Consider the following 26,743-nt stretch of genomic DNA (forward strand, 5'->3'; position numbering starts at 1 on the left):
GGTTCAATCTCCCAGATCGAGCGTGAGTTTGGTGACGGCGAACGCCTCGGCGTAGCGGGCGTGGCATTCGATGCCGCGGATCCTGGCCAGACCGAGGAAGGCCTCCCGGTCGTACCAGGGCCGGTGGCGCTGTGAGGGGTAGTGCTCCTGGAGCAGCCGCACCTTCTCCTCGGCGATGTGCGCCGGCAGCGGCTGGTACGCCGCCGGGCGGCCGAGGTCGCCGTCCCACTTGGCGATCTCGTAGCCGAGCACGAGGTGGTCGCGGAACGCGGTGGTCATCAGCTTCGCCAGGCCGCGGTGGTCCTGGTGCGCGTCGTCGGTGCGCGGCGCGAGCACGAGGTCGGGTTCGGTCCTGGCGCGCAGGTCCTCGACCGCGGCCTTGGCCTCCTCCCACTGCGCCGGCAGCCGACCGTCCGCCAACTTCAGGACGGTCAGCCGCAGTTCGGCGCCGGGGCAGAACGCGGTGAGCGCGGCGTGCTCCTCCTGTTCCCGCTCGCCGCCCCCGCCGGAGAGCACCATCGCGTCGACGCGCAGACCGGGTCGGGCCCGGCACATCGCGAGGAGGGTGCCGCCGGCGCCGATGGCGATGTCGTCGCAGTGCGCGCCCACCGCCACGATCCGCGCCAGGGGTCGCGCGGTGCCGAGCCGGATCACGCGCCCACCCCGGCGCCGTCCCGCTCCCACACGGCCCACGGGCGGTCGCCGCGGGTGTAGGCGGCGTCGAGCGAGGCCCGCTCCTTCACGGTGTCGGTGGGCTTCCAGAAGCCGCGGTGGCGGTGCGCCACCAGCCTTCCGCGCTTGGCGAGTTGGTGGCAGCCGTCGGCGACCAGGTCACCGTTCTCCGGTATGTGGTCGAAGACCTCCTGGCGCAGCACGAAGTAGCCGCCGTTCTCCCACAGCGGCAGTTCACTCACCGCGGTGATGCCCTCCACCAGCCCGTCCTCGCCCAGCTCCACGCAGTGGAACGAGGACTGCGGCGGCACCACCATCATCGACGCCCCGGCGTCGCGCCCGGCGAACTGCTCGATCATCTGGGGCAGCGGGGCGTCGGTGAGCACGTCGGCGTAGTTGGCGAGGAACATCTCGTCGCCGTCCAGGTGGTGGCGCACCCGGCGCAGCCGCTCCCCGATCGGTGACTCGATGCCCGTCTGCGCGAACGTGATCGTCCAGTCGGCGATGTCGGTGGACAGCAGCTCCGTCCTGCCGCCCCGCAGCACGAAGTCGTTGGACGTCGTCTCCTCGTAGTGCAGGAAGAAGTCCTTGATGTGGTGCGCGCCGTAGCCCAGGCACAGGATGAACTCCTTGTGCCCGAAGTGGGCGTAGTAGCGCATGACGTGCCAGATCAGCGGCCGGGGGCCGACCATCGCCATCGGCTTGGGCACGTCGTCGGCGGCGCCGTTGCGCATCCGCATCCCGTAACCGCCGCAGAACAGTACGACCTTCATGAGTTGACCTCGACAATGCTCAGTTCCGGGACGGGAAAGACAAGGCGGCCGCCCCACTCGTGGACGAAGGACAGCTGCTCGACCAGCTCGGCCCGCAGGTTCCAGGGCAGGACGAGGACGTAGTCGGGCCGGTCGGCGGCGATCTGCTCGGGCGGCAGGATCGGGATACGGTTGCCGGGGGTGAACCGGCCGTGCTTGTAGGGGTTGCGGTCGACCGTGTACGGGAGCAGGTCGGGCCGGATGCCGCAGTGGTTGAGCAGGGTGTTGCCCTTGCCCGGGGCGCCGTAGCCGACGACCGTCTCGCCACGCTCGGCGGCCTCGACGAGGAACCGCAGCAGGTCGCGGCGGACCTTGGCGACCCGGTCGGAGAACTCGGTGTAGCCGGACAGCTCCTGGAGTCCGGCGGCCTTCTCCTCGCTCAGCAGGTCGGTCACCCGCCGGGACGGCTCGCCGGCCACCTCGGCCGGCCGGGCCCACAGCCGGATGGAGCCGCCGTGCGTGGGCAGCGACTCGACGTCCACGAGGGTGAGTCCGCCGCTCGCCAGGGCCCGGATCGCGGAGGCGACCGTGTAGTACTGGAAGTGCTCGTGGTAGATCGTGTCGTACTGGTTCTCCCGGATCAGGGTCAGCAGGTGCTGCACCTCGATGGAGACCCACCCGTCGTCGGCGACCAGGGAGCGCAGGCCCTGGGTGAATCCGATGACGTCGGGGATGTGCGCGTACACGTTGTTGGCCACGACGAGGTGCGCCGGGCCGTGCTCGGCGCGGACGGCCGCGGCGGTGTCCGGGCTCAGGAACTCCGTGAGCGTGGGCACGCCCGCCTCGCGTGCCGCCGCGCCGACGTTCACCGACGGCTCGATGCCGAGACAGCGGATCCCCCGGTCCACCAGGTGCCTCAGCAGGTAGCCGTCGTTGCTCGCGACCTCGACCACGAAGGCGTCCGGACCGAGGGCCAGGCGGTGGACGGTGTCGGCGACGAACGTGCGCGCGTGCTCCACCCAGGAGGTCGAGTACGAGGAGAAGTAGGCGTACTCGCTGAACGTCTCCTCCGGCGTGATCAGCGGCGGGATCTGCGCGAGCCAGCAGTCGGTGCACACCCGCAGGTGCAGCGGGTACGTGGGCTCCGGCCGGTCCAGTTGGTCCGCGGCGAGAAAGCTCTCACATGGTGGTGTCGCCCCGAGGTCGACGACGCTCGCCATCGCCTCGGAGCCGCAGAGCCTGCATCGTGTCATGTGCTGTCCCCATCCCCCCTGTTCGCGCGGGTGTCCCCGCCGCGAGCCAGTGCCGACCGTCCCGCGATCGCGGTGCGGTACTCCTCCACCAGGCGCTCCAGGCCGACGGCCGGACTGAAATCCCGCTCGTACCGGCGCCGGGCCGCCTGGCCCATCTGTTGGTTGCGGGCCGGCCGCACCGTGATCCGGCGCAGGCAGGACGCGAGCGAGCCGGACTCCCCCGGCCGGTGCAGCAGTCCGGCCACGCCGTCCTCGACGAGTTCGACGAAAGCGCCGTGCCCCGCGGCGACGGCCGGGACGCCGGCCGCCATCGCCTCCACGACCACGAGGCCGAACGCCTCCAGCCATGTCGAGGGCGCCACCACGGCGACCGCCCGCGCGATGGCCCGACGGCATTGCGCCGGGTCGTACAGGCCGACGCAGCGCACGTCGTCCCGGCCCGCCGCCCAGGCGGTCACCTCCCGCTCCAGCGGCCCGGCCCCGGCGATCACGAGCGGTACGCCCACGCCGCCGCCCGCCGTGATCTCGTCCCACGCGGCCATGAGCAGCCGCACCCCCTTGGCCTCCGCGAGGCGGCCGAGGTAGAGCAGGTGTTCGCCGGCGCCCGAGCGGCGGACCTCCGGGTCGGGCACGAAGTTGTGCTTGACCGCGAGGCGTTCGGCCGGCATGCCGGCCCGCACCAGGACGTCGCGCTGTGCCGCGGAGATGCACAGGAACCGCTCCACGCCGGTCCACCACCGCCGCCGGTTGACCGCCAGGCTGACCGCGAGCGGCACCGTCGCGAGCCGCGAGTCGCGGTAGCAGCCGTGCCGCACGGCGGGCAGCGGCAGCGCCGCCCCGACGCACTCGGTGCACGGCCGGCCCTCCCGCTGGAGCGTGCCGGGCGGGCAGACCTGGGTGTAGTTGTGCAGGGTCGCGACCACGGGCACACCGGCGTCGGCGCAGGCGGCGAGGACCGAGGGCGAGAGCCGCGGGAAGACGTTGTGGACGTGCACCACGTCCGGGCGTTCGGCGCGCAGCCGGGCGGCGAGTTCCGAGCGGACCGCAGGATTCCACGGCACGAGGAGCGGCAGCGCGGCCTTGCCCGGCAGGGACATGGCGGCGATGTCGTCGCTGCGCCGCTCGAACAGCTCGACCCGGTGGCCGGCGGCGCGCAGCAGCGCCGTCTCCTGGTCGACGACGTTGTTCTCTCCGCTCGGCTGCGCCGAGGAGTAGCGGTTGTGCACCACGAGAACGTGCATGCCTGCGGTCACCTCCTGGCCCATCGCGGGACGCGTCGTCGGGGGACTTCGGGCGCCGCGGCGGGCGGGCCCTGGGCGGGTGCGGCGAGGAGCGAGGCGGCCACGGCCAGGTGCAGCAGGTAGGGCGAGGCGTCGCCCAGACCCGCTTCGGTGTACGAGGCGATCGCGCAGTAGCTGATCAGGAAGAGCGCGCAGGCCCTGGCCAGTGACGGCGGCCGCAGCAACGCCACGCCGCCGAGGACGGCGATGATGGCGGCCACCAGGGTGACGCCGGTCCAGCCCTGTTCGTGGTAGACCGCCAGCCAGCTGTTGTCGATCGGCAGGCCGCCGAACGACTTGTCGCCGAGGCCCATGCCGAACAGCTCCTGCCCGGTCGTACGGGGCGCCGCCAGCAGGGCGTCCCAGACCTTGGCCCGGCCGGTGAGGCTCGTGAGGTTCTCCTCGCTCTGCCCGCGCAGGAACCACGCCCGCAGCGCGGGGGCGAACCCCACCGCGGCCACCGCGGCGCACAGCACCGCCCAGGCGAAGAACCGGCGGGCGGCGGCGCTGGTCATGACGAGCGAGCCGATCGCCACGGCCAGTCCGATGAGCAGGCCGAGCGTGGCCGTACGGGTGTGGGTGAGCGCGAGCAGCACGAGCGAGGGCACGATGACGACCGCCGCGCCGGCCCGGTCGGCGCGGCGGCCGAGGAGGAGCAGCACGGTCAGCCCGATGATCACCGCGGCGTACTGTCCGATCTGCGGCGGGGTGAGCGGCCACAGCGCGCCGACGAGGCGCCCGCCGTACAGCTCGGGCAGGGCCGCGCCGGGCGAGATGGCCGCGCCGGCGGCGACCGAGCCGAGCACCGCGAAGTACATCCGTATGTGGTGCCGTACGAAGGTCGGGCCGCCGTCCCACCAGCGGCTGAGCAGCCACAGCGTGGCGACGAAGAGCGCCAGCCGTCCGCACCGGAACAGCGCGCCGAACCCGGACTCCAGGTTCACGCTGGAGATCACGCTGGGTACGAGCAGCAAGGTGAGCAGCAGGACGTAGGCGCTGGGCCGTATGCGCAGCCGGAGGTTGACCGCGAGCGCCAGCGCGAACGCCGCGACCAGCGCGCCCATGGTGACCATCTGGATGAGGGAGCGGGGCAGCGGGACGATGGTCCTTGCACCCGCGGAGCCGAGCGTGTTGAGGACCAGCAGACCCCAGACGACGCCGACGATCCTCGGTGCGCCGGCGGCGCGCGGTGCGGCGCCGGGCCGCGTGCCCACCGTGTCCGGTCCGCCCGGCAGTGTGCCGAGCCGCGGGTCCGCGCCCATCTCAACCACCCGTCCGCTGGTCGAGGGTGCTGCCCGCGTCCTGCCGGTAGGGCGCGGCCTGCCACTGCCCGAAGTCGAGCACCCGGCTCGGGTCGTGGGCGACGAACGTCCACGCGCCGAGGTAGGCGTTGTCGTGCCAACGGTTGTGCTGCTTGCGGGTGATCGCCTCGGCCACCCGCTCGCCCTGGTACGGCGACCAGTTCGGGTAGGTGCCGTAGTTGGCGAGGACCGCCATGCGGTCGCACTTGTGCGTGCACTTGACGACGGACTTGTCCAGCGTGAAGCGGTTGTGGTGGATGTCCACGCGCTGGGTCTTCCACCGGCAGTCGGCGTAGAGCGGCGCGGTGGCGATGGCGGGCCGCGCGCAGCGGTCGGTCTTCTTCACCAGCAGCGTGCAGTCACCGGAGGAGGTGTTGGCGGGGCTGTTGCAGAACCGGTCGGCGTTCTCCCACAGGGTGATCCCGGACCAGTTGTCCTCCAGCAGGTTCCGGTAGATCTCGATCTTGTCGGTGCGGGCCCGGACCCGTGGTTCGCCGCCGGACTCGGACACGTAGAGGGTGCCGAAGGGGAAGGTGTCGCCCCGGTCGGCGTAGGTGCGGCCCTCGACCCAGTTGTTGCGCCGGATCGTGTTCTTCCGGATGACCGCGTTGTAGCTGGTCTCGTAGATCAGCGCGGCTCCGTCGTTGGCCTCGAGCACGTTGTCCTCGATGCGGAAGTCGTTGTTGTTGGTGTCCGCCCACAGCCCCGTGCCGCGGTTGTCGTGCACCCAGTTGCCGCGCACGTCGGCGCCGTCGACGGCCCAGAACTTGACGCCTCCGGTGCAGCCGCAGCCCTTGCGCCGCCGCTCCCAGTCGCCGGTGTTGTTGCCGACGATCTCGTTGCCCTCGACCACCAGATCGCTGATGCGGCCGGTGGCCTTGTAGGCGTTCATGCCGTACTGGCCGTTGCCGCGCAGGCAGTTGGCACGGACCCGTTGGCGGTCCCCGGCCATCAGTCCGGCACCGGAGTTGTGCTGGATCCTGGCGTGCTCGATCACCCACCCGTCGGCCGAGTCGTGATTGACGACGCCCTCGTCCGGCGGGGCCACGAAGCGCTGCACGGTCAGGTGGCGGATGGTGACGTCGCGGGCACTGCCGCCGAACGCGTACTGGTTGGTCCTGCGGCCGTCGAGCACCGCGCCCGGCGCGCCGAGGTAGCGGTTCCCCTTCTTCGGGATGACCTGGGCGTAGCGGTCGGGCTTGAGCCTGTGCTTGCCCGGCCGCAGCCAGAACGTGGTGTGCGGGGGGTTCTTCTTGGTCTTCGCGGCGAGGTCACCGGTCTTGGCGGGGTCGACCGTCACGGCGCCCGCCGGTGCCTTCGCGGGCGCGACGGCGGGCTCGGCGCACACCCGGGCCACGGTGCGGGCTCCGGGCACGGCGGGCGCGGTGGTCGGCTCGGCCGGGGTGTCCGGGGCGCCGACACAGCCGCTCGCCAGCAGGGCGAGGGCCGCCCCGGGCGCTGCCCAGTTCCGCCATCTCATCCCCTCGCGCCCCCCTGGTCGTGGAAGGTGAGCAGGGTGGTGAACTCCCGCCCCCCGTCGGTGGGGCCGGTGCCGATCAGCGTGGTGGCGGGCTGCCTGCGTCCGAAGCCGGCGGAGTACCAGCCGAGCGGCGGATCGCTCTCGCCGCGGTGCGCGCGCCAGTCCAGCCGCTCGGGCAGGTCGAGCACCGCGGAGCGCTCCTCGCCGTCCCGGGTCCAGGTGAGCCGGGCCCGGTGGCCCACCAGGTCCGCGGTGATCGCCGGTCCGAGGTGGAAGGCGAGGCGGGCGTCCCGGCGCGGGCCGCGCACCTCGTCGGTGATGCGCAGCTCCCGGCTCGCGGCGGTCAGCTCCACGCGGCGGCGGTGCACGGACGGCCGGTAGCCGTCGTGCTCGGCGCACCAGCGGGCCACGTCCCGGCCGGAGGTGTCGGCGGCCAGGACGCGGGTGCGGGCGTGGCGGGTCCACAGGAAGGGGCCGCCGGACTCGGACTGGTCGGCGCCGTCCAGCTGCAGGGTGTTGTGGCCGAGGGTGGAGCGGAAGTACCGCCGCCACGCGGGCTGCCCGTGGTAGCAGTACGTGCCCGGGTCGGCGAGCACGTCGACGCCGTCGTGCCGGACCTCGACGGACAGCGCGTCCGCGTGGGCGTGCGCGGCGATGGACAGGAAGCCGTGCGGGCCGCCGTCGCAGCGGCACCAGATGCCCGCCGGGCCGCGCAGGATGGTCATGCCCGCGTCGGCGAAGTGACCTGGCCGGCTCGCCGGGCGCGTGACGGCGGGAGCGGCGCCGGCCTCGGCGTACGGCCGGATGAGCGCGGCGAGCAGCGGGGTGCGCACGTCGGTGCCGGTCACCCGCGGCCACCAGGCGAGGCGGCCGAACACGGCGTCCCCGGTGGCGAGCAGCGAGGCCCAGCGGTCGGTGCCGGCGCCGTCGAGGACCAGGCCGTGTCCGTCGTCCGCGTCGCCCTGGCGCGGTGGCCGCAGCCGAGCGTCCACGACGGCCGCGAGCGCGTCGGTCATCCGCAGCAGCACCAGCCGTACGGTGGCGGGGACGGGCACGTCCGCGGCGTCCGCCTCGGCCACTGCGGCCAGCCCGAGTTCGAGCACCAGGCCGTGGTATTCGGAGGCCAGCTCGCGGTTGAGGCCCGAGGGGAAGGTGTTGGCGCGCAGCTGCCGGTCCAGCGACCGCAGCGCGTCGGCCCGCCACCGCGCCGAGGCGTCGAACCAGTCGAACGCGCAGGCCGCGGCGGCCTGCCCGGCGGCCTCCGCGATGACGTGGTTGTTCGCCGAGGAGCCCCGGCTGGGGAAGGCGGCCAGCCAGCGCTGGTGGTGCCAGATCTGGTCGACGGCCACCGGGTTGTCCTCGAACAGCGCGGCCGCGCCGGGCCAGCCGTCGAGCAGCCGGCGGACCCACACCCAGGACAGGAGCCGGATGCCCAGCTCGATGCCGCTGATCCAGTGCACGCCCCGCAGCGGCGCGTTGGCCGCCCACCACGACCGCAGGTGCTCGGCCACCCGCTCGGCGTACCGCCCGTCCCCGGTGAGCGCGTAGGCGCAGGCGAGCACGGTGAGGTACTGGTGCCGGGACAGCTCCCAGATCTGCTTGATGTCCCCGACCGCGTCCTCGTCGCGGTACGGCACGTCGAAGGCGTGGCCCCCGGGAGCGCGGCGCCCGGTCTTCGGGTCGTACGACCAGTCGGGGTCGATCAGGTCGTCGCGGTCCACGCCGAAGTACGCGACGTGCCCGGTCATCAGCCGGTCCGCCTCGGCGACGAGGCGTTTGGCGGCGTCCGGTGGCACGACGGCGAGCGCCCCGGCGGGCAGCACCGAGGTGAACCGGGCGCCGCGCGTGACGGGGCAGGCCGGCCGGGCCGACCGCCATCGCCGCCGGCGCGCGGCGTCGACCGCCCGGCCGCCGATCTCGCTCGGCCCCATCCGGGAGAGCCGCCGCAGGTACCAGCCCGCGCTCATGGTCATCGCGCGCTCGCCGGCGTCACCGGCGCGCCGGCGGCCAGGGCGGCGGGCACGGCGAGGGTGGCCGCCGTGGTGGCGACGAGGGACGACAGCGGCACCGGCATCGGTCCGCCGGTCCGCACGGCCCTCACGAACGCGGCCAGTTCGGCGGACTGGCCCTTGTCGCGGGCCTTGGGCAGCCGTGAGCTGACCCACCGCTTGCGGCTGCCGTCGTGGACGGAGGCCCGGACGAAGTCGTCGAGCCGCAGCGCGCGGCCGTCGGCGACCATGTCCAGCGTCTCCTTGGGGAAGCCGGCCGGGCCCGTGGTGACGTAGCTGATGGTGGCGGTGGACCCGTCGGGGTAGCGCAGCAGGACCTGGAGGTCGTCGTGGCCGGAGGACGCGACCGCGTACACCGAGACGGGGTCGGCCCCGAGCAGCCGGCTCGCCGTGTCGATGAAGTGGCCGCCCTCACCGGCGAACCGGGAGCCCTCGGTGCCTTCCCGCAGATACCAGCTGCCGTGCGCCAGGCGGCCCGCGTTGACCAGGTAGCGGAGGTGCGCCGGCCCGGTGCGGTCGCCGAACCGCTTCGCGGCCTCTTGCAGCAGCGGCGCGAACCGGCGGTTGAAGCCCACCTGGAGCCGGTCGTTGCCGGACTCCTCCACCGCGGCCAGGACGCCGGCCAGTTCCTCCTCGTCCAGGGCCAGCGGCTTCTCCACGAACACCGCCTTGCCGGCGAGGAGTGCCCGGCGGGTCAGCTCGGCGTGCGAGCTGTGCCGGGTGACGACGAACACCGCGTCGATGGACTTGTCGCCGAGCACGGCGTCGAGATCGGTGGTCGCCTCGGCGAAGCCGAACTTCCGCTGCGCGTTGGCCGCGGACAGCGCCGTCGTGGTGACGACGGTCGACAGCTCGACGCCGTCGCGCCCCGCCAGGTGCGGCAGCAGCATCGACGTGGCGTAGTTCCCGGCGCCGACGAACGCGAGGCGCACCGGTGTGCCGGCGCTCCTGGCCGGTGCGGACCGCGCGCCGTCGCGGCGCGGCTCGGGCACGGTCAGCGCCGGTGGCGCCGCTTCGGCCTCGGGGGCGGGCGCGGCGACCGGGGCGGGGTAGCGGAACAGGACGGCCACGGCCTTGAGGTCGCCGTCCTTCAGCCGCCGGTAGGTCTCCACGGCCTCGTCGAAGTCGGCGACGTGCGAGATCAGGGGCTCCACGTCGACGCGGCCACGGGCGACGAGGTCGAGGAAGCACGCCAGGTTGCGGCGCTCGGTCCAGCGGACGTAGCCGATCGGGTAGTCGCGTCCCTCCAGTTCGTACTCCGGGTCGTAGCGCCCGGGGCCGTAGCTGCGGGAGAAGCGGACGTCCAGCTCCTTCTCGTAGTACGCGTTCCACGGCAGGTCCAGGCGGCACTTGCCGATGTCGACCACCCGGCCGCGGTCCCGGCAGAGCCGGGCGGCCAGCTCCACGGGCTGGTTGCCGGTGCCGCCTGCGGCCAGGTACACCTGGTCCACGCCGTGGCCGCCGGTCAGCTCCGCGACGGCGGCCTCCACGGCGGGGGCGGCGGGGTCGCCGCAGGCCACGGCGCCCAGCCGGACGGCCAGCTCGCAGCGCTCCGGGTCGGGGTCGACCCCGACGACGCGGACCCCGGAGGCGGTCAGGAGCTGCGCCACGAGCTGCCCGATCAGCCCGAGGCCGATGACCAGCGCCACCTCGCCGAGCTGCGACTCGCCGCGGCGGACGCCCTGCAAGGCGATCGACCCGACGGTGCCGAAGGCCGCGTGGCGCGGCGCGAGGCCGTCCGGCAGCCGGGCGTAGAGGTTCTTCGGCACCCAGTTCACCTCGGCGTGCAGCGCGTGCTCGTTCCCGGCGCAGGCCACCAGGTCGCCGACCGCCACATCGTCGGTGCCGGGGCCGACCTGCTCGACGATCCCGCACAGCGAGTAGCCGAGCGGCGTGTAGGAGTCGAGCTTCCCCATCACCTTGCGGTAGGTGGCGGGCACCCCGTTGGTGGCCACGCTCTGCATCACCTTGGCCACCTGGTCCGGGCGGGAGCGGGCCTTGCCGACCATCGACATGCCGGCCTCGGACACCTTCATCAGCTCGGTGCCGGTGGATATCAGCGAATAGGCGCTGCGGACCAGCACACCGCCCGGCTTGCACGCGGGCACCGGCACGTCGAGCACCGCGAGCTCGCCGCTCTTGTAGTTCTGTACGACCTGTTTCACCGAAGTCCTCTTGTCTCTACGCCGTCAAGCCGCTCGACTCTGGTCGGAGCCAGAGGTCGCGCCGCGATACCAGTACTCGAGCGTCAGCACATGCCACAGGTGCTTGGAGAAGTCCCGCTGCCCCGCGGCGTCCTCGGCGACCATCCGCGCCAGCGCGTCGCGCCGCAGGAAACCGGAACGCACCAGCAGCCCGTCGTTGACCACCTCGCGCACCAGGGGCGCGAGGTCCCGGCTCATCCAGGCCCGCAGCGGGGCGCTGAACAGGCCCTTGGGCCGGTACGCGATCTCCCGGGGCAGGACGGAGGTGGCCGCCTCCTTGAGGGCGGCCTTGCCCTGCCGGCCCACGATCTTGCGGTCACCGGGCACGGCGAACGCCGCCTCGACCACCTCGACGTCCACGTACGGCACCCGCACCTCGGTCGAGGCGGCCATGCTGGAGCGGTCGGTGTAGGCGAGGTTCAGGCCCGGCAGGAACATCCGGGCGTCGCCCAGGCACATGCGGTTCACGAAGTCGTCCAGGTCGTTGTCCGCGTAGACGTCCGCGTGCTCGGTCAGCACGTCGTCGACGGTCCCGGCCAGGTCGGGGTCGATCAGGGCGAGCAGCTCGTCCTGGTCGTACATGGTGTAGCTGCGCCGGAACGCGGTCTCCTCCGGCAGTTCCGCGAAGGACAGGAACCGCTTGGCGAAGCGCACCGAGCGGTATCCCCGGCGGGCCGTGGCGACCGGCAGCCGGTTCACGGCCCCGGACAGGCCGCGCCGCAGGGGCCGCGGCACGCGCTGGTAGCGCAGGGCGAGCACGTTCGCCAGGTGCTTGCGGTACCCCGCGAACAGCTCGTCGGCGCCCATCCCGGAGAGCATCACCTTGACGCCGGCCTCCCGCGCGGCCGAGCAGATCAGGAACGTGTTGATCGCGGCCGGGTCGCCGATCGGCTCGTCCAGGTGGTACGTCATCCGCGGCAGCAGGTCGAGCACGTTCGGGGCGATCTCGATCTCGTGCAGGTCGACGCCGAACCGCTCGGCCACCTGCCGGGCGTAGCGCAGGTCGTCCGGCATGGCCTCGAACTTGGCGTCCTCGGCGCGGAATCCGATCGTGTACGCGGAGATCCCGGGCCGGTGGCGGGCCGCGAGGGCGGTGAGATAGCTGGAGTCGAGACCGCCGGAGAGGAAGGTCGCCACGGGGACGTCGGAGAGCAGATGCCGGCGGGTCGAGTCCTCGATGACGGCGGCGAGGTCCGGCTGCTCGCCACCGCGGGCCCGCTCGCGGCCCGCGGCGGCGACCTCCTTCAGGTCCCAGTACCGGCCGCGCTCCACCCGGCCGTCGGCCCGGCAGCGCAGCCAGCTGCCCGGTGCCAGCTTCTCCGCCTCGCGGAACGCGCAGCGCGAGTCGGGCACCCAGTAGTACAGCAGCGAGGCCACCAGCGCCGCGTGGTCCAGCTCCAGCGACCCGCCGTTCACGGCGGCCAGTGCCTTCAGCTCGGAGGCGAACATCAGGCCTTTGCCGCGCCGGAGCAGGAACAGCGGCTTGATGCCGAGCTGGTCGCGGGCGAGCACCAGGTCACCGGTGCGCTCGTCGAAGACGGCGAAGGCGAACATGCCCCGCAGCCGGGGCAGGCAGTCGGTGCCCCAGCGCCGCCACGCCTCCAGGAGCACCTCGGTGTCGGAGGTGCCGCGGAAGCGCGCCCCGGCGGCCGCCAGTTCGGCGCGCAGCTCGGGCGCGTTGTACAGCTCGCCGTTGTACGTCAGGACGAGGCCGCCCGAGACCATGGGCTGGGCGCCGGTCCCGGACAGGTCGATGATGGCCAGCCTGCGGTGTCCGAGGTGTACTTCGCCGTCACCGGCGGCGTGGCTGTAGCGGCCCGCTCCGTCCGGGCCGCGGTGGGCGAGGACATCGGTGAGCCGGTCGGTGACGGCCTTTCCGTCCGGCCAGAGGTAAGTGCCTGCGATGCCACACATGTTCTACCGTGCCTCCTGGTCGCTGTCCGGGACTCGTGCGGCCGGCATCGAAGGCCGCTCCGGCCATGCCTGTCCCGTCCCGTTCTGCCGGGGCGCCCGCTCCGTGCGCGGCCTGCCCGTCTCGCTCTGCCGGGCCGCCTCGTGAGGGCCGCGCAGCGCGGTGCACGCCCCGTCCCACAGCGTGCCGTCGGTGCGGTCGCGCGGGTCGGGGTCGATCAGCACCACGCCGATGACCGGGATGCGCTGGTCGGCGAGTTGCCGGGCCACGGTGTGCAGCCAGGCGGCGCTGCCGTGCCCGGCGCGCACGACGAGCACGGTTCGGCCGCCGAGATGACGCAGGTCGGTCCACGCCGTGCCCGGCGCGACCGAGCCGACGCCGAGCCGGCGCACGTGGCGCGGCAGGGCGGTGGCCTGTTCGCCGGTGACCACGCTCGGGCCCTGCGGATTCTTGCGGGCCCGGTCGAGTTCGGGTGCGGGCAGGCCGTCGACGACGGCCACCGGTCCTTCCGCCGCCAGTGCCCCGGCGAGGTCCAGGGCGAGCGCGCTCGTGCTGCGCGCGCAGCCCAGTTCCAGCAGGGACACCGGTTCCGTGGAGCCGCGCACGGTGCGGGCCAGCGTCGTGGTGAGCCGTTCGTGTGCCGTGCGGGTCCGCCGGCGCCGCCACGGCCAGGTCGGCCGGCGGGAGGCCGGGGGCAGCTCCGCGAGGACGGAGGCGCCGAGGTTGGCCGCGATCTCCCGGCGCAGCACGGGGCGGTCCGCGACCACCGCGCCGACGGCGGCCACCACGAGGCCGAGGACGAGCCCGAGGACCAGTCCGATCACGGCGTCGGTGGCGGCGGCCCGGGGCAGGGAGTGCCGCACCGCGCGCGGGGCGTCCACGATCTGGGTGCCGGCGACGAGCTTCGGGGTGCCGGTGCGGGCTTCCGCGGCGCGCTGGTCGAAGTCGGCGATCCGGGAGTTGAGTTCGGCCCGGCGGGCGAAGAGGGTCTCGATGCTCGCGGAGGCCGCAGGGTCGCCCTCCGGCTGGTTCCCGATCGCCTTGTTGACCTGGGCCAGCTCGCCCCGCATGCGGTCCCGCTGGTCGAGCAGGGCCTTGGCCTCCGCCTTCGCGGTCTCCCGCATGCGCCGTACGTGGTCCGCGACGAAGGCGTCGGCCAGCGCCTCGGCGCGGGCCACCGCGTCCGCTTCGCTGGCGCCGGTCACATCGATCTGGAGCAGGTTGTTGGTCAAACCGGTGCCCCGGTAGTCCTCGAGGAAGTCCTCGGGTCTCTCCGGGGACTTGAGGATCTTCAGGGCCTTTCCGGCGATCCGTGTGGTGCCCAGCAGCTCGACGTCGGTACGGATCAGCGTTCCGGTGTCGTTCGGCTGGTCCTCCTTGTGGGTGACCAGGACCTTGGTGACCGCACTCGGTGGGGGCGGCAGCAGTACCGCCACGGCGGCGCCGATGAGCAGCCCCAGCAGCGCCATGGCGCTCCAGAGGCGGCGGCGCCTGCGCACGGCCACCACCAGCGCGTGCAGGTCGAGCAGCGGGGCGGATGCCGGCGGTTCGGGTGTCGTGCTCGTCGTCACGCCGCACCTCCCGGTGCCTGGCCACGGGCCGCGAGGGCGGGACCAGTGTCCCGCGGCGAAGGGCCGGACGACGGCATCGGACGGGTCCTGACCGGACCGGCGACGACGGTGCCGACGACCTCGTGGCCGGCGTCCGCGCACGCCTCGGCGACACCGGCGAGTTCCTGCGCGGTCCAGCTGCCCGCGCTGAGGACGACCACGGCGCCGGACTCGGTGTCGCGGTCCGGCACGATCGGCCGGGACATCGACACCTCCACCATGCGCAGCGTGGGGCCTGGGCCGCTCACGGAGTTCGGGCGTGGTTCGGCGCGGACCTCGGCGACGAGCTGCTCGGCGGCCCGGCGGGCGATGTCGTCGCCTTTGGGGACGATGACGAGCAGCCCTCGGGGTACGGGCAGCCGCAGGCGCAGGCGGGCGCGGACCCGCCGGTAGCGCAGCCGTCTGGCGTCCTCGTCGCCGGACTTCTGCGGGGCGGGCACGTCCCACCGGACGTCGAGGCCGAGCAGGCGGCGTACGCGGGCCCGGAGGCCGGGCTCCTTCGGCCGGTGCGGGCGGCGTTCCTCGGGCACGTCGACGGTGCCGAGCAGTGGCGAGCCGAGGGCCGCGGCGATCTCCGGTTCGGTGCGCGGCCGGCGGTTCGTGCGTGCGGCGGTGAGATGGCCGACGATGCCGAGCAGGAAGAACAGCAGTGCCCCGCCGGCGATGAGCTGCGTCCTGGTCGGCGGGGCCTCGCCGGTCGGCCGGGGCGCCGGGCCCATGACGACCATGCCGGCGGTGTTGGACGCCGGGTCCGCCTTGTCCAGTTTCTTCATGGCCTCCTCCAGCGAGGCGCGCAGCTTCTCCAGCGCGGTGCGGGCCTGGACGCTCTCGACGGTCCTGCCGGGGTCGGCCGCCTCGCCCAGTTCGGTGATGCGGCGGTTGGTCTCGGCCACCTTCCGGCGCAGCGCCTCGGGTCCCGTGGCGGCTTCGGGGTCGCCTTCGCCGCCCCCGATCCGCGCGGCGAAGGTGACGAACTGCTGGGCCACCCGGTCGGCGAGCTGCTGCGCGCGCTCCGGGGTGTCGGCCGTGCCCGAGATCTTGATGATGTTCCCGTCGGCGGCCTCGGCGCCGACGCGGTCGCGCAGGTCGCCGCCGCCGTCCGTCCAGCGCAGCGTGGCGGCCGCCCGGTCGACCACCGCCGAACTGGCCGCTATCTCCGCCTGGGTGAGCAGCTCGCGCTCCTCCCACTGGCCGGGCAGCAGGACGGACGCCGACGCCGTGTAGCGCGGCGGGAACAGCACCGAGGCGCCGAGGCCGACGAGTGCGCCCAGCACGACAAGGACGGCCAGGAACCGTCGGCGCCGGCGGAGGATCCGCCCGATGGTGACCAGGCGTATCGGATCATCGCTCAACGGTGCGGCCTCCTGCGCGCCCGGGCCGGGCGGTTCGGCGACACCGGGGTGTGGTTCCGGCAGGCAGCGGCGTAGGCGGCGAGCAGTGACGCCTGCGAGTTGCGCCAGGCGAGCTGCCCGCCGATCCGTTCCTGGCCGATCTTGCCCATGCGGGTGCGCTGTTCCGGGTCGTCGAGGAGCAGGGCGATGAGCGCGGCGAATTCGCCCTCGTCGTCACCGGACGCGTACAGGGCGGCGTCGCCGGCCGAGACCCGGGCCTCCCGCAGGTCGAACGAGACGATCGGCCGGCCCATGACCATGTACTCCAGGACCTTGTTCATCGTGGACACGTCGTTGAGCGGGTTGCGGGGGTCGGGTGACAGGCACACGTCCGCGGTGGACAGGTGGCGTGCCAGGTCGGCGTCCGAGATGCGTCCGGTGAACTGCACCTGGTCCGAGAGCCCCAGCCCGCGGGACAGTTCCACCATCGCGTCGAAGGCGTCGCCGGCTCCGATGAACACGGCGTGCCAGTCGGTCCGTCCCAGGTCGTCGCGGAGCTTCGCGAGGGCCCGCAAGGCGTAGTCGACCCCGTCCTGGGGGCCCATGACGCCGAGGTAGCACAGCAGATGGGGCTTGCCGCGCTTCAGTTCGGGCTCGGGCGGCACGGGGTGGAACCGGTCGGTGTCCGGTGCGCTGCGCACCACGAAGACATCCTCCGGCGGCACGCCGCCGCGGCGCACGGCGACGTCCCGGTAGCTCTCGTTCGTGGCGAGCACGACGTCGGCGGCCCGGTAGGTCAGCCGTTCCAGCCCGCACACGGCGCGGTAGAGCAGGTCCTCGCCCCGGTCGAACCGGGACAGGTACAGCTCGGGCACCAGGTCGTGCTGGTCGAAGACGAACCGCGCGCCGCGCCGCTTGAGCCACAGTGCGGGCAGGAACAGCAGGTCGGGCGGGTTGCAGGCGTGCACGACGTCGACCGGGCCGACCTTGCGGGCGAGGCGGGCGGTGTGCCACAGCGCCGTGCCGTACTCCCGCAGGTAGCCGGCCGGGCCTCCGGTGGCCGCCCGCAACGGGTAGCGGTGGATCCGCACCCCGTCGATCTCCGCCTCCGCCTCCGTGTCCCGCTTGTGTCCGCGGGGACAGATGACGTGCACCTCCCAACCGGCGTCGCGCAGCGTCGTGCACTCCTGCCACACGCGCCGGTCGAACGGCACCGACAGGTTCTCCACCAGGATCAGGGCGCGCCGGCCCGGCCGGTCGCCGCCGGCTATGTCCCCGGACGTCGTGTCACCAAGCAAGGCCCATGTACCCCGGTTCGGTCCGGCGCGCCTCGGCGTCCGGAAGGCGGATGAGATCCACGATGGCCGGCTGATCGCCGTGCGGCAGCGCCGCGACGACGGCCGGGTCCCTGGTGCCGATCAGTACGACGTCGGCGTGCTCCAGCACCTCGTCGACGGAGTCCGCGAGCAGCTGCGCGAGGTGCGGCAGCCGGGTCTCGATGTACTCGCGGTTCGCGCCGAGCAGCCGGGACAGGCTGACGTTGGCGTCGTAGATCTTCAGGTCGTAGCCCTTGCCGAGCAGCCTCTCCGCCAGCTCCACGAGCGGGCTCTCGCGCAGGTCGTCGGTGCCGGGTTTGAAGGACAGTCCGAACAGGCCCGCCTTGCGCTTGCCGGTGCGTTCGACCAGCTCCACGGCGCGTTGCAGGTGGGCGGAGTTGGAGGGCAGCACGTGGGAGAGGATGGGCACCGAGACGTCGGCCCGCTGTGCGGCGTGGACCAGGCTGCGCAGGTCCTTGGGCAGGCAGGAGCCGCCGAAGGCGAAGCCGGGCCGCAGATAGGCGGGGCTGATGTTCAGTTTGCGGTCGGCCAGGAACACGTCCATCACCTGGTGCGAGTCCACGCCGAGCGCCTGGCAGACCGCGCCCAGCTCGTTCGCGAAGCCGATCTTGAGGCCGTGGAAGGCGTTGTCCGCGTACTTGATCGCCTCGGCCGTCGCGACCGGTACCCGGAACACCTCGCCGGGCAGGCCCTCGTACAGCGCGAGCACCGCGTCACCGCTCGCCGGGTCCAGCTCGCCCACGACCGTTTTGGGCGGGTCGAAGAAGTCCCGCACGCTCGTGCCCTCGCGCAGGAACTCGGGGTTGACGGCGACCCCGAAGTCGACCCCGGCGGTGCCGCCGACGTACTTCTCCAGGATCGGCACCAGCAGGTTCTGGCAGGTGCCGGGGAGCATGGTGCTGCGGAACACCACGGTGTGCCGCCCGCCGCGCTCGGCCAGCGCGGCACCGATCTGCTCGGTGACCCGCTCCAGGTAGGTGGTGCACAGGCTGCCGTTGGGCGCCGACGGTGTGCCCACGCAGACCAGCGACACGTCGCTGCCCATGACCGCTTCGCGGACGTCGGTGGTGGCGCGCAACGCCCCGCTCCGCACGGCTTCGGCGGTGAGTTCGCCGATCCGCTCCTCGACCACGGGGGCCTTGCCCTGGTTGACCAGGTCGACCTTCACCTGGTTGATGTCGACGCCGATGACCTCGTGGCCGTTGCCGGCCAGGCACGCGGCCGACACGCAGCCCACGTAACCGAGCCCTAAGACGCTCACCCTCATGACGCGTTCCTCCCCCCGGGCGGGCCCTCGCGGCCCGCCGTCCGTGCGCCGGTCCCCCGGCGCTCCCCGCGCATCAGTAGGCCCCTTGTCCATGGAGCACCGCGCGCAGCGTCTTCCACAAGATCACCGCGTCCAGGGCGAGCGACCAGTCCTCCACGTAGCGCAGGTCGAGCCGGACCGCCTCGTCCCACGGCAGGTCGCTGCGTCCGCTGATCTGCCACAGGCCGGTGAGCCCGGGCTTGACGAGCAGCCGCCGCCGGATGTCCGGGCCGTACGCGGCGGACTCCTCCGGCAGCGGTGGCCGGGGGCCGACGAGCGACATCGAGCCCGTGAGCACGTTGAAGAGCTGCGGGAGCTCGTCGAGGGAGTACCGGCGCAGCACCGTGCCGACCCGGGTGACCCTGGGGTCCTGGCGGAGCTTGAACAGCAGGCCGGCGCCTTCGTTGCGGTCGGCCAGTTCGGCGCGGACGCGATCGGCGCCGGCCACCATGGTGCGGAACTTGAAGATGGTGAACTCCTGGCCGTCCTTGCCGACTCTGCGCTGGCGGTAGACCACACCGCCCCGGCTGTCGGCGAGCACGAGCAGCCCGACGAGCACCATCAGCGGTGCGAACAGCAGCAGCAGGAGCGCCGCGCCCAGCCGGTCGACGACCTCTTTGACCACGCGGCGGCCCCCGGTGAAGGCCGGCATGCTGACCCGCAGCAGCGGTATGCCGAGCACCGCGTCGACGTGCAGCCGGGGTCCCGCCACCTCCATCAGGACGGGGGCGACGACCATCTCGGCGTCGCTTCCCTCCAGGTTCCAGGCCAGCCGTTGCAGCCGGTCCGGGGACCAGTGCGGGTCCGGGGTGACCGCGACGACCCGGTAGCCGTCGCGGCGGACGTGGCCCGCGACGTCCGTCAGCCTGCCGACGACGGGCACTCCGTCCAGCTGGTCGCCGTGCGTCCCGAGGCCGTCCGTCGTGCACACCGCGTCCACGCGCCAGCCGAGGTGCGGGAATCTGCGGGCCCTGGCGATCAGGTCGAGCACGGTGGCGACGCTCCCGGCGGCGAGCACCGGTCGCAGGCACCGCCCTTCATTGCGCTGTTTGTGCAGCCAAAGACGCAGCAGATATCGCTGGGTCATGGTGACGAGCGCGATGGCGGGTACGGCGACGAAGATCCAGAGTTTGATGTTGCGCGAGGTGAGGGCGATTCCGCCGAGCGCCAGTACGACGACCGCCGTGAACAGCGAGCGGCCGAGCCGGCGGAATTCCTCGGCGCCCTGACCGAGTACGACCGGGGCCCACGCCCGGCTCAGCGCGAGGGCCGCCAGCACGAGAAGTTCGGTGCCGAATGCGAGTATCCCCCATTTCTCGTGCCAGTTGGCCGCGTCCCTGGCCCCGAAGAAGATGCCGATGGATGCCACGACGAAGGCGGTGCCCACGGTGTCACTGGTGATCACCGCACGGCGGTAGCGCTGTTCCCAGTCGTCGACGGAGCGACTGATCGTTCCGTCCGCCACATGCCCGCGTGCCGACGGAAACGGGTTGACTAATTCCCCCTGTTGCACAGGACCCCCCAAGGTCACCATTGGTTCGACGTGCTCGCCCGACCCCGCTGCTCCCCGGGAGGCCCCCGCCTCCCGCGCCGCGCCGTTCCTCCCCGGAAGGCCCCCGCCTCCCGCACCGCGCTGCTTCTCCCCCCGGGAGGCTCGCCTCCCGCATCTGACGTCCCGGCCGCCTCGACCGTCACAGCCGTCTCAGCCATTTCCGACGTCATCACCGCATCGCCGACGCATTACCACGTCGCCGAATTATTTGAACAGGGCACAATTGCTGCTTGAACAACATGCTTCAGCGGTGCCGGGTTCGCCCGACTCGCCGAACTCCCGACACACGCGGAAACCCGTGGAAACCTCGGATGCCCCCTGCGCCCAAGGCCCTCTCGTGCCCCCGTAATTGATCACCCCCACGCGCGGTGCGGGGACGCGATTAGCGGCTGCCCCCGCGCCGAACCCAAAGATCAATAATGAAAGCTCAACCATGGCCGCTTCGGGCCGAACTGCTGAAGCACGGTCAATCTAGACCATCGAGGCCGGTATGGAGAGGGGATGTGTGTAACTTGTGCCCACGCTTTGAAGCTGACCGATTCCGAGCCCCATCGCCCGGTCCTTTGGGGCGGCGGTGAGCGGCCGAATATGAACATGCCGCCGCGCCAGGGGCGGTGGGGGCCGCGGCCGCGGACGGCGATGACACGACGGCCTGCGAGGCGCCGACCCGGCGCGAGGTCCACCCCGCCGAGCACGTGCACCCTGCCCAGGACCTTGACAACTCTATTGGTCTGGACCAACTTGGCGCACAGCGGCGGTGGTTGCCGCCCGTTCACTCCTTCACCTCTCCCTGGAGGCACCCCGTGGACCGTGTACGTCAGGGCGGATCCGGCGTTCGCCGGAGAATCGGCGCGGCGGTCGCCGCGGGTGCGGCCGCCGCGCTCACCGTCACCGCGCTCGCCACTCCCGCGCAGTCGGCGGACGCCGCGGCGGCCGACGTCAACGTCGCCAAGAACGCCGGCTTCGAGTCGGGCCTGAGCAACTGGACCTGCACCGCGAACAGCGGCGCCGCCGTCACCTCCCCCGTGCACGGCGGCACGAAGGCGCTGAAGGCCACCCCCTCGGGCCAGGACACCGCCGAGTGTTCCCAGGTCGTGTCGGTGAAGCCGAACTCGACCTACAAGCTGAGCAGTTGGGTGCAGGGCAGCTACGCCTACCTCGGAGTCCGGGGCACCGGCACCACGGACGTGTCGACGTGGACCCCGGGCAACTCGTCCTGGCAACAGCTGAACACCACCTTCACCACCGGCGCGAACAGCACGTCGGTCACCGTGTACACGCACGGCTGGTACGGGCAGAGCGCGTACCTCGTGGACGATGTCAGCGTCTTCGGGCCCGACGGGGGCGGCGGCACCGACCCGGTGGAGATACCGGCGGTGCCGAGCGGCCTCGCGGCGGGCACGGCGACGTCCACGTCGGTGGACCTGTCCTGGTCCCCGGTGTCCACGGCCACCGGGTACACCGTCTACCGCGACGGCACGAAGGTCGCCTCCCCCGGCGGCGCCGCCACGACCGTCACCGGCCTCGCGCCGGACACCACGTACAGCTTCCAGGTCAGCGCCACGAACGCGGCGGGCGAGTCCGCGAAGTCCACGGCGGTCTCCGTCAGGACCGCCAAGGGCGGCGGCGACGGTGACGGCGGTGTCGTGCCCAAGCACGCGCTGACCGGCTACTGGCAGAACTTCGACAACGGCGCGACCGTGCAGAAGCTGCGGGACGTGTCGCCGCAGTACGACATCATCGCCGTCTCCTTCGCCGACGCCACCAGCACACCGGGCCGGCTCGCCTTCACCCTGGACCCGGCCGTCGGCTACGCCTCCACCGCCGACTTCAAGGCGGACATCGCCGCGAAGCACGCCGCGGGCAAGTCCGTGATCCTCTCCGTCGGCGGCGAGAAGGGCAGCGTCGCGGTCAACAGCGACGCCTCCGCGACGGCGTTCGCCGACAGTGCCTACGCGTTGATGCGGGAGTACGGCTTCGACGGCGTCGACATCGACCTGGAGAACGGACTCAACCCCACCTACATGACCAAGGCGCTGCGCCTGCTCTCGGCGAAGGCGGGCGGCAAGCTGGTCCTCACGATGGCGCCGCAGACCATCGACATGCAGTCCACGTCCGGCGCGTACTTCCAGACGGCGCTCAACGTGAAGGACATCCTCACGGTCGTCAACATGCAGTACTACAACAGCGGTTCGATGCTGGGCTGTGACGGCAAGGTCTACAGCCAGGGCAGCGTGGACTTCCTGACCGCGCTCGCCTGCATCCAGTTGGAGGGCGGTCTCGACCCGTCGCAGGTCGGCCTCGGCGTCCCGGCGTCGACGCGGGGCGCGGGCAGCGGTTACGTGGCCCCTTCGGTCGTGAACAACGCCCTCGACTGCCTGACCCGCGGCACCGGTTGCGGCTCCTTCAAGCCGTCGAAGACGTACCCGGGGCTGCGCGGCGCCATGACGTGGTCCACGAACTGGGACGCCACGGCGGGCCACGCCTGGTCGAACGCCGTCGGCCCGAAGGTGCACGGCCTGCCGTAGACAGGCCCCGACCCGCTGCCGGAACCGATCGGGACGGAGGGTGGAGGCTAGCCGCGCAGAGGTCGGGAGGCTCTCGCCGAGAGTGATCATCTCGCACTGCGGACAGGTTTTGGAGGAGCGAACAACACCCGCCCGACCTCGCGGCGCAATCACTGTCGGTTCTGTCCCTGACGCCTGGATCGCCGACCTCTGTTTACTTGCACGGCCACCCTCCCCACCTAGCCGGAAAGCAAGTGATCAAGATGGCGAACACCCGATCGGAACCCCCGCGGCCTGGCGCGGACGCGGGCAAGTCCATGGCTTACCGTGCCGCGATCCTTGATTTCACCGGTGACCCCGGGGACAGTCTCGAACCGGAGACGACCGGGCCCGACGCGACCATGCGGTTCTTCCCGGACGGCATCCTGGTGGTCTCCGCGGACGGCAAGGTGGAGTTCACCGACAACTGGTCGGAGGCCGAGCACGGGCACTGGCGGGAGTCCGGCCGGCTCAAGGAGTACCGGAACAGCCTCATCACACCCGGTTTCATCGACACCCACATCCACTACGTGCAGATGGACGCGATCGCCGGGTACGGCGACCAGGTCCTGCAGTGGCTGGAGAAGTACATCTGGCCGGCCGAGGCCAAGTTCGAGGACGTGGACTACGCCAAGGAGATCGCCAACTTCTTCCTCGACACGCTGCTCAGCGCGGGCACCACGACCAGCCTCGCGCTGGCGAGCACGCCCTGGCAGTCGGCCGAGGGCTTCTTCCAGGAAGCCCTGAAGCGCAACATGCGCATGATCAGCGGCAAGGTCGTGCAGGACCAGCCGCCCCAGAACGCGATCCTGCCGGACAACCAGTTCGACACGAGCGTGGAAGAGGCTCGCCGGCAGAACGTCGACCTGATCGAGAAGTGGCACGGCAAGGGCCGCCTCCTGTACGCCGTCACCCCGCGCTTCGCGATCACCTGCAGCGACTCGATGCTGCGCATGTGCGCCGATCTGATGGACGAGTACGACCAGCAGGGCAAGCCGCTGTGGCTGCAGACGCACCTCTCGGAGAACCTGGAGGAGGAAGTCATCATCCGCGGCAAGTTCGGGGTGGAGACCTACACCCGGGCGTACGAGAAGTTCGGGCTGCTCCGCGAGCGCGCCCTGTACGCCCACTGCGTCTCCATCGACGACGAGGACCGGACCCTGCTGGCCCAGGGGGGCGCCACGATCGCGCACTGCCCGACGTCCAACTTCTTCCTCGGCAGCGGCGTCCACAACCTGGTCGACGCGATCGACAAGGGTGTCCGCGTGGGTATGGGCACCGACTGCGGCGGCGGGACCGACTACTCGATCCTGCGCACCCTCGGGGCGGCGTACAAGGCCCAGGCGATCGAGGCGCTGAACCACGTCCCCGCCGAGTTCAACCCGCCGGAGTGCAAGCCCCGGCCGGAGGGCTGGAAGAACCCGTACCCGAAGCTGACCGCCTGGCGCGCCTTCTACCTGGCCACCCTCGGCGGGGCCCGGGCGCTCTACCTGGACCAGCCGTACGAGAGCAACAAGGGGCTCGGCGGCCCCGGCATCGGCTCGTTCCGGCCCGGCAACGAGGCGGACTTCGTGGTCCTCGACCTGGCGGCCACCCCGGTCATCAAGCGCCGTCTGGAGAACGTCGAGCCGAACGACGTCAGGGGCAACGCGCGCAGCCTGCTCGACCAGTGGCACGAGAAGCTCTTCGCGGTGATGACCCTGGGCGACGACCGGGTCGTGAAGGAGACCTACATCATGGGTCAACTCGCCTACGAGCAGCAGGCGTACGCGCAGGAGCGCTGGCTCCCGGTGGAGAAGCCGGTGAGCGGCTGAGTCGTCCCCTCGGTCAGGGACTTCATCCCCTCGGTCAGGAACTGAAGAGCGCCTTCGGGGCCGCCGCTTCCACCGCCCACAGCGGGGAGGTGACGGCCCCGCGGAGCGTCTTGGCCCGCAGGGACTCCATGCCGAGGTGGAGGGCGCCCACGCCGTAAGCACAGGCGTCCTCGATGGGGACGTAGAACACGAGGTTGAAGTATTCGTGCGCGCCCCGCAGTCGTGCGTAGTCGCACCCGGAGGCGCGCATCCAGAGGGTGTCCGCGTAGCGGTAGCCGAGGCTGAAGGCGGCCATGCGGCCGTCGGCGTACGCGGCGTGGACGGTGCCGCTGTCCGCCATGCCCTCGGCCTGCTCACGGAACAGCCGCGCCATGAAGGCGGGGTCGGCCGGGTGCCCGTGCCGGGCCTGCGACTGGGCGGCCAGCGCGCCGACCTCCTCGGCGCACTCGGAGAGCCGCAGCCTGCGCAGTTCGTAACCGGCTTCGGCGAAGGCCCGGCGCTCGCGCCGGATGGCCGTGCGCCGGCTGCTCGGCAGCCCGGAGAGGTAGTCCTCGAAGGTGTCGCCGGGCAGCGGGATGCGGGCGTCCTCGTTGAGTCGCACGGGCTCGGTCCCGCAGGCGTCGGCGAGTTCGGCGGCCGCCGCGTCGGTGACGTAGAGCCACCACGGCTGTGCTCCCTCCCGCGCGGCGAGGGTGTCGGCGGCCCGCAGGAGGTGGTTCAGCGCCTCGCGGCGGCGGTCGGGCGTGAGGCCGGGGTGCAGCAGGGGCGCGTTGAGGTAGCCGCGGCGCGCGCCCACGAGCAGCGTCCTGGACGGCGCGCGGCCGGGGACGAGTTCGGGCACGCGATAGAGGTCGTTCGGCTCCGTGTCCACCGAGTACAGCGGTGCGGCGGCGACCAGCGCCCCGCCTTCGTGGACCAGGGCGTAGCGGACCCGGGCGGTGGGGTCCTGCTGCTGGGCGGCGAGCCACCGGTGGGACAGGTAGAACCCCGCCGGCGCGGCTATGGCCTCCCAGGCGGCAGGAGGGACCTCGGTGATGTCCGGTACGAGGGTGACGTCCATGGCATCCGTTTCGTGGTCGCGGCCGGTCACGGGCTCGTCCCGCCCTGCGGCGCGGTGGTGCCCGCCGGTTCCTCCTGGGCCCGGTCGTGCGGGGCGGTCTCGCGCAGGCCGAGCAGCAGCGGCACCGCGATGAGGTTCAGGGCGCCCAGGACCACCCAGGGCCAGGCGGGCCCGTACCCGAGGAGCGTGGTGAGCAGCGCGGGGGCGAGGGCGTTGCCGAGGGACCAGGACAGTTGGAAGGCACCGAGGTAGCGGCCGCGGATGTGCTCGGGGGCCAGGGTGGCGCTGAGTTCGCTGCTCGACGGCATGCTGAGCATCTCGGCGAGGGTGAAGACCGCCATCGCCACCAGCAGGCCCGCGGTCACCGCCCCGCCGGGGAGCGCGAGCAGCACACCGAAGACGGCGAACGCCGCGGCGTTGACCACGCCCGCGAGGGCCAGGACGCGGGTCGGGCGGTGGCGCTCGATCATGCGGGCGACCAGGGTCTGGACCGTGGCGATGAGGGCCATGTTGCCGAGGATGCAGGCCCCCGCGAGCCAGGCCCCGGCGTGCAGCGCCTCGGTCACGTAGAGGGTGAGAAGGACCGGCAGCACGCTCGCGGCCAGCACGAAGGACACGTTCGCCAGGATCAGCCGCATGTAGTGCGCGTCGCGCAGCACCGCCGCGTAGCCGTTGCTCGCGGCCGTGCGGGCGGCGGGCTTGGGGCGCTCGGCGGCGGCCGGGTGCCAGGTGGCGATCAGGATCGCGGCCACCACGAACGTCAGTGCGTCGAGGAGGACCAGCGCCCGGACCCAGCCGTCGTCCACGGCGACCGCGGCGGAGGCGACGGCGACGCCGAAGCCGCCGCCGATGTTCCGCAGGGCGCCGATGAAGCCGAACCAGCGGGCTTGGTCCCGGCGGTCGGCGGCGAGGAGGACGAGGCCCCGGCTCGCCGTCCAGTAGGTGCTCGACCCGGCCTGCACGACGAACTGGACGGCGACGATCTTCCAGACGCTGTCCGCGGCGAGGAAGGCGCAGAATCCGGCCGCGGAGACCAGGTTGGCCGCGATCACCACCGTGCGGGAGCCGAAGCGGTCGATCAGGGAGCCGGCCACGACGGGGGTGAGCAGGGCGAGCAGGTGGCCGAGCGAGAGCGCGCCGCCGATGGAGCCGAGCGACAACGAGGTCGTGGTGGTGAAGTAGACGACGGTGAACGCAAGAAGCAGTCCGTTGCCGAGGCTGTCCATGACGTTCGCGGTGACGAAGCGGCCGTTCCCCGTCAGGTCGGGAAGGCCCCACTTCTCCAGGAGACGGCTGGTGCTCATCGGGGCTCCGGGCGCTCGGG

General features: G+C 72.3%; 18 protein-coding genes. 2 read left to right on the forward strand and 16 right to left on the reverse strand.

What is annotated here, in order from left to right:
* Positions 1–3: 3 nt before the first annotated feature.
* From ACZ516_RS08810 to ACZ516_RS08875, 14 genes are all read right to left on the reverse strand, one after another.
* Positions 4–654, reverse strand: coding sequence for a PIG-L deacetylase family protein (locus ACZ516_RS08810; RefSeq protein ID WP_358577635.1), 651 nt, complete (start codon positions 652–654; stop codon positions 4–6).
* Positions 651–1,445, reverse strand: coding sequence for a sugar phosphate nucleotidyltransferase (locus ACZ516_RS08815; protein WP_469009257.1), 795 nt, complete (start codon positions 1,443–1,445; stop codon positions 651–653). Before ACZ516_RS08815 ends, ACZ516_RS08810 begins: the two co-directional genes overlap by 4 nt.
* On the reverse strand, positions 1,442–2,677 hold the full coding sequence (locus tag ACZ516_RS08820; RefSeq protein WP_469009259.1) for a class I SAM-dependent methyltransferase: 1,236 nt from the start codon (positions 2,675–2,677) through the stop codon (positions 1,442–1,444). Before ACZ516_RS08820 ends, ACZ516_RS08815 begins: the two co-directional genes overlap by 4 nt.
* Positions 2,674–3,918 carry a glycosyltransferase gene (locus ACZ516_RS08825; protein WP_469009261.1) on the reverse strand — a complete coding sequence of 415 codons (1,245 nt, stop codon included), beginning with the start codon at positions 3,916–3,918 and terminating at the stop codon, positions 2,674–2,676. The genes ACZ516_RS08820 and ACZ516_RS08825 overlap by 4 nt, the downstream gene beginning before the upstream one ends.
* 8 nt (positions 3,919–3,926) lie before the next feature.
* Positions 3,927–5,219, reverse strand: a complete 1,293-nt coding sequence (locus ACZ516_RS08830; protein ID WP_469009262.1) for an O-antigen ligase domain-containing protein — start codon at positions 5,217–5,219, stop codon at positions 3,927–3,929.
* 1 nt (position 5,220) lies between these two features.
* The gene (locus ACZ516_RS08835; RefSeq protein WP_469009264.1) at positions 5,221–6,738 is read right to left on the reverse strand and encodes a right-handed parallel beta-helix repeat-containing protein; all 1,518 of its coding nucleotides are present in this window, start codon (positions 6,736–6,738) and stop codon (positions 5,221–5,223) included.
* On the reverse strand, positions 6,735–8,711 hold the full coding sequence (locus tag ACZ516_RS08840; RefSeq protein WP_469009265.1) for an alginate lyase family protein: 1,977 nt from the start codon (positions 8,709–8,711) through the stop codon (positions 6,735–6,737). The genes ACZ516_RS08835 and ACZ516_RS08840 overlap by 4 nt, the downstream gene beginning before the upstream one ends.
* On the reverse strand, positions 8,708–10,912 hold the full coding sequence (locus ACZ516_RS08845) for a bi-domain-containing oxidoreductase (RefSeq protein WP_469009267.1): 2,205 nt from the start codon (positions 10,910–10,912) through the stop codon (positions 8,708–8,710). Before ACZ516_RS08845 ends, ACZ516_RS08840 begins: the two co-directional genes overlap by 4 nt.
* Before the next feature lie 24 nt (positions 10,913–10,936).
* Positions 10,937–12,865 carry an asparagine synthase (glutamine-hydrolyzing) gene (gene asnB / locus ACZ516_RS08850; protein WP_358908931.1) on the reverse strand — a complete coding sequence of 643 codons (1,929 nt, stop codon included), beginning with the start codon at positions 12,863–12,865 and terminating at the stop codon, positions 10,937–10,939.
* Positions 12,866–12,868: 3 nt separating this feature from the next.
* A complete protein-coding gene (locus tag ACZ516_RS08855; RefSeq protein WP_469009268.1) occupies positions 12,869–14,434 on the reverse strand; it encodes a Wzz/FepE/Etk N-terminal domain-containing protein in 1,566 nt (521 codons plus the stop codon).
* A complete protein-coding gene (locus tag ACZ516_RS08860) occupies positions 14,431–15,825 on the reverse strand; it encodes a Wzz/FepE/Etk N-terminal domain-containing protein (protein ID WP_469009270.1) in 1,395 nt (464 codons plus the stop codon). Before ACZ516_RS08860 ends, ACZ516_RS08855 begins: the two co-directional genes overlap by 4 nt.
* Complete coding sequence (locus ACZ516_RS08865) at positions 15,822–17,102, reverse strand: glycosyltransferase family 4 protein (protein WP_469009271.1); 1,281 nt, start codon at positions 17,100–17,102, stop codon at positions 15,822–15,824. The genes ACZ516_RS08860 and ACZ516_RS08865 overlap by 4 nt, the downstream gene beginning before the upstream one ends.
* Positions 17,092–18,408 (reverse strand): nucleotide sugar dehydrogenase, encoded by a 1,317-nt coding sequence (locus ACZ516_RS08870; protein ID WP_361082470.1) that lies wholly within the window; start codon positions 18,406–18,408, stop codon positions 17,092–17,094. The genes ACZ516_RS08865 and ACZ516_RS08870 overlap by 11 nt, the downstream gene beginning before the upstream one ends.
* A 73-nt stretch (positions 18,409–18,481) precedes the next feature.
* Positions 18,482–19,960: a sugar transferase gene (locus tag ACZ516_RS08875; protein ID WP_358908937.1), complete on the reverse strand. Its 1,479-nt coding sequence runs from the start codon at positions 19,958–19,960 to the stop codon at positions 18,482–18,484.
* An 842-nt stretch (positions 19,961–20,802) separates the two neighbouring features.
* Here ACZ516_RS08875 and ACZ516_RS08880 point away from each other — a divergent pair.
* The gene (locus ACZ516_RS08880; RefSeq protein WP_469009274.1) at positions 20,803–22,527 is read left to right on the forward strand and encodes a chitinase; all 1,725 of its coding nucleotides are present in this window, start codon (positions 20,803–20,805) and stop codon (positions 22,525–22,527) included.
* 296 nt (positions 22,528–22,823) lie between these two features.
* Entirely contained in the window at positions 22,824–24,359 is a 1,536-nt protein-coding gene (guaD, locus tag ACZ516_RS08885; protein ID WP_469009276.1) for a guanine deaminase, read from the forward strand.
* A gap of 34 nt (positions 24,360–24,393) precedes the next feature.
* Here the strand turns inward: guaD and ACZ516_RS08890 are convergent, their stop codons facing one another.
* Together ACZ516_RS08890 and ACZ516_RS08895 are read right to left on the reverse strand one after the other, a co-directional pair.
* Positions 24,394–25,449 (reverse strand): GNAT family N-acetyltransferase, encoded by a 1,056-nt coding sequence (locus ACZ516_RS08890; RefSeq protein WP_469009277.1) that lies wholly within the window; start codon positions 25,447–25,449, stop codon positions 24,394–24,396.
* The gene (locus ACZ516_RS08895; RefSeq protein ID WP_469009279.1) at positions 25,446–26,723 is read right to left on the reverse strand and encodes an MFS transporter; all 1,278 of its coding nucleotides are present in this window, start codon (positions 26,721–26,723) and stop codon (positions 25,446–25,448) included. Before ACZ516_RS08895 ends, ACZ516_RS08890 begins: the two co-directional genes overlap by 4 nt.
* Positions 26,724–26,743: the final 20 nt, after the last annotated feature.

The organism is Streptomyces sp. NPDC034037, from assembly GCF_055575715.1.

Bases quoted from the DNA above. Each gene is read 5' to 3' on its own strand.
- ACZ516_RS08835 (WP_469009264.1), bottom strand. From the start codon at position 6,738: ATGAGATGGCGGAACTGGGCAGCGCCCGGGGCGGCCCTCGCCCTGCTG.
- ACZ516_RS08870 (WP_361082470.1), bottom strand. From the start codon at position 18,408: ATGAGGGTGAGCGTCTTAGGGCTCGGTTACGTGGGCTGCGTGTCGGCC.
- ACZ516_RS08830 (WP_469009262.1), bottom strand. From the start codon at position 5,219: ATGGGCGCGGACCCGCGGCTCGGCACACTGCCGGGCGGACCGGACACG.
- asnB (WP_358908931.1), bottom strand. From the start codon at position 12,865: ATGTGTGGCATCGCAGGCACTTACCTCTGGCCGGACGGAAAGGCCGTC.
- ACZ516_RS08815 (WP_469009257.1), bottom strand. From the start codon at position 1,445: ATGAAGGTCGTACTGTTCTGCGGCGGTTACGGGATGCGGATGCGCAAC.
- ACZ516_RS08895 (WP_469009279.1), bottom strand. From the start codon at position 26,723: ATGAGCACCAGCCGTCTCCTGGAGAAGTGGGGCCTTCCCGACCTGACG.
- guaD (WP_469009276.1), top strand. From the start codon at position 22,824: ATGGCTTACCGTGCCGCGATCCTTGATTTCACCGGTGACCCCGGGGAC.
- ACZ516_RS08825 (WP_469009261.1), bottom strand. From the start codon at position 3,918: ATGCACGTTCTCGTGGTGCACAACCGCTACTCCTCGGCGCAGCCGAGC.
- ACZ516_RS08820 (WP_469009259.1), bottom strand. From the start codon at position 2,677: ATGACACGATGCAGGCTCTGCGGCTCCGAGGCGATGGCGAGCGTCGTC.
- ACZ516_RS08840 (WP_469009265.1), bottom strand. From the start codon at position 8,711: ATGACCATGAGCGCGGGCTGGTACCTGCGGCGGCTCTCCCGGATGGGG.